We start from the raw sequence: 2,777 nt of genomic DNA on the forward strand, positions 1-2,777 counted from the left end.
CTGGCACTGCTGCGCCGCTTCGTTGCCCATGCGCAGAACCAGCAGAAGACAGTCGAGCCAGTCTGACTAACACCAGCGGAAATGAGGTTTTGAAATGCCCTATGTCAACATCAAGGTGACAGGCGGTTCTGAAGCGCCAACGGCCGAACAGAAAGCCGAGCTCATCCGTGGCGTGACCGATCTTTTGCAGCGGGTGCTTAACAAGAACCCGGCTACCACGGTTGTCATCATTGATGAAGTGGCCATGGACAATTGGGGTATTGGCGGCGAAACCACCACTGTGCGTCGACAAAAGGCCAAGGCGCAGAAGCCGGCTTGAGCAAGAGTTCCCAGAGGGCATGACATGAAGAAACTTGGCCTTATCGGCGGTATCGGGCCGGAATCGACGCTGCTTTATTATCGCAAGCTGGTTTACGGCGCGCAAAAGCGTGTTGGGCCGCATTTCTTTCCCAACCTCGCCATTGAAAGCCTCAATGTATTCGATATTTTTCGCTTCTGTCAGCGCGGTGACCGTGATGGCCTGACGGCTTATCTGATGGCCGGCATTGACAATCTCATTGCCGCCGGAAGCGAGGTTATAGCGCTCACCGGCAACACGCCGCATATGGTGTTTGATGCGCTGCAGGCGCAGGTCCAGCAAAAGGCGAAGGTTTCTCTGGTCAGCATCGTGGAGGCAACGCGCGACGCTGCGCTCAGCCAAAACCTTGCCCGAATTGGCCTGTTTGGCACTCGTTTCACCATGGAGGCGGATTTCTTCAAGGCGCCGTTCAGAGAAAAGGGGATGGAGGTCATCACGCCCACCGCGCCGGAGATTGATTACATAGCCACAAAAATCGCCGATGAGCTGGAACATGGCATCGTCAGGGAAGAAACCCGCACAGCCTTCCTGATGATAGCTAATCGCATGCAATCAGATCACGGCATTGATGCTCTGGCTCTCGGCTGCACCGAACTGCCATTGTTGTTTGATGGCATCGCGCTGCCGATCAAAACGTTGGATACAATGGATATTCATATAGAGGCGCTGCTGGCGGCAAGCCTTTGAGGTCAAGCGACAAGGTAGAGACAGGCGGTCGCTGGTTAGAGCGACTGAAGGATTTTCTGTTTCTTCTGCTGGGCCTCGAACATGCGGCCGAACCGCTGGCACTGCTGCGCCGCTTCGTTGCCCATGCGCTGAACCAGCAGCCAACCACCGAACCGGCCTGATCAGCACTTTCCAGTTGTCGTGAGCGCGAACGGGTTCAAGACGGTATCAAGCGTCGTCAGCGTTTCGCGCTTTCAGCCAAAGGCCAAAGTCTTTGACAACGCTGACCACGTTTTCCAGGCGTTTGCCATCTTCGGTCAGCGCATATTCCACCTTCACCGGCACGGTGGGATACACCGTCCGCTGAACCAGCGCAGCCTCTTCAAGCGTCCGCAGGTCTAGGGTCAGCATGCGTTGTGAAATGCCCGGCATCAGCCTGCGCAATTCGTTGAAGCGCTTCGGGCCATCAACGAGATAAGAGGCGATCAACAGGCGCCAGCGCCCGCCAAGCAGATGCATCGCTTCTTCAACGGAACAGCCGGATACGGTGTCTTTCATCTGATATCACCTCTTTGCCATACCAGGTATAATTTATGTACCTAGATGACATTATTTTGCGTTCTTACGTTTATAGACCGCCTGAATTACATAGAGTCCGCACCGTCTTCAAGTGGAAGGATGGTGTTGAAATCTATGGAGAATACCGGCAATGAAACTTTATTATATGCCCGCAGCCTGCTCACTTTCGCCCCACATCGTTGCGAACGAGCTGGGTCTTGAGGTTGAGTTCATCAAAGTGGATCACAATGATCACACCACGGAGCAGGGCAAAAACTTTCGCAAGGTCAATCCGCACGGTTACATTCCGGCCCTTGAATTGGCAGATGGCACAATTCTGCGCGAAGGCACCGTCATCGTTCAGTACCTCGGCGATTTGAAACCGCAGGCGGGTCTGGTGCCGGAAAATGGCAGTTTTGAACGCTACAGGCTGCAGGAAATGCTCAGCTTCCTGTCAACCGAAGTCCACAAGGGTTTTATCCCGTTGTTATATGCGCAGCAGGCCGGAGATTACATCAACACGGCGCGGCCAAAGCTCGAAAAGCGGTTTTCATGGCTCAATGACCATCTCGCAGGGCGGCCATTCCTCATGGGGCAAAACTTCTCCGTCGCGGACGCCTATCTGTTTGCCCTGACCGGCTGGGGGCAGGCGCCCTGGTTGAAGTCCTATTATCATGCGCCAATCCATTTTGATGACCTTGAGCATCTGCAAGGCTGGTACCAGCGCGTTAAATCGCGTGACGCTGTTGTGAAATCCATCCTGCAGGAAGGTCTGGAACTCAACTGATCTGCTGCGCGAGATCACGCTGTAGGCGGTTTGCTGCAGCTTGTATCAGGAATGGCCTTTTTCCTGTTTGTCCGCTAGCTCTGCAAAAGATGCGAAAACGTCTTCCTGAAGCTGCAGCCATGCCTGTTGTTGCTCGGGCGAGCGAGCCGCGAATATCGCTTCCCGAACCTCTTGCCTGCTGTAGCGTCCGGCATACAAATAGTGTCCCAGAAATGTTGTTTCGAGGTACGGAATGTCGACGACCAACGTTGCATAAGTCTCCAGGCGAATGCGGTAGAAGCGCACCAGCACGAACGCCAAGGTAAACTTCACGATACCGGTATGAAGCAGGCAGAACAGGAAGCGCCCGGTATATGTATTGGTATGGCGAAGACGTAGTACAGCCTATATAACCGCTGGCGTATGGTC

Annotated in this window: 6 protein-coding genes; 4 read left to right on the forward strand and 2 right to left on the reverse strand. The window is 54.2% G+C overall.

Annotated features, from left to right (window positions below; translation table 11 throughout):
• Positions 1-94: 94 nt before the first annotated feature.
• Genes RT613_RS14765 through RT613_RS14775 form a run of 3 tightly spaced genes read left to right on the forward strand, consistent with a single transcriptional unit; the run spans position 95 to position 1,206 of the window.
• Positions 95-319, forward strand: coding sequence for a 4-oxalocrotonate tautomerase family protein (locus RT613_RS14765; protein ID WP_313616471.1), 225 nt, complete (start codon positions 95-97; stop codon positions 317-319).
• 24 nt (positions 320-343) lie between these two features.
• Complete coding sequence (locus tag RT613_RS14770; RefSeq protein ID WP_313616472.1) at positions 344-1,045, forward strand: amino acid racemase; 702 nt, start codon at positions 344-346, stop codon at positions 1,043-1,045.
• Complete coding sequence (locus RT613_RS14775; RefSeq protein WP_313616473.1) at positions 1,042-1,206, forward strand: hypothetical protein; 165 nt, start codon at positions 1,042-1,044, stop codon at positions 1,204-1,206. The genes RT613_RS14770 and RT613_RS14775 overlap by 4 nt, the downstream gene beginning before the upstream one ends.
• Before the next feature lie 46 nt (positions 1,207-1,252).
• On the opposite strand, the gene RT613_RS14780 is transcribed toward RT613_RS14775, so the two are convergent.
• On the reverse strand, positions 1,253-1,582 hold the full coding sequence (locus tag RT613_RS14780; RefSeq protein ID WP_313616474.1) for a helix-turn-helix domain-containing protein: 330 nt from the start codon (positions 1,580-1,582) through the stop codon (positions 1,253-1,255).
• A 151-nt stretch (positions 1,583-1,733) separates the two neighbouring features.
• Between RT613_RS14780 and RT613_RS14785 the strand changes: the two genes are divergently transcribed.
• Positions 1,734-2,369, forward strand: coding sequence for a glutathione S-transferase N-terminal domain-containing protein (locus RT613_RS14785; protein ID WP_313616475.1), 636 nt, complete (start codon positions 1,734-1,736; stop codon positions 2,367-2,369).
• A 45-nt stretch (positions 2,370-2,414) separates the two neighbouring features.
• On the opposite strand, the gene RT613_RS14790 is transcribed toward RT613_RS14785, so the two are convergent.
• Positions 2,415-2,669: a hypothetical protein gene (locus tag RT613_RS14790; RefSeq protein ID WP_313616476.1), complete on the reverse strand. Its 255-nt coding sequence runs from the start codon at positions 2,667-2,669 to the stop codon at positions 2,415-2,417.
• Positions 2,670-2,777: the final 108 nt, after the last annotated feature.

This window comes from Agrobacterium sp., from assembly GCF_032092815.1.
Classification (GTDB): domain Bacteria; phylum Pseudomonadota; class Alphaproteobacteria; order Rhizobiales; family Rhizobiaceae; genus Agrobacterium.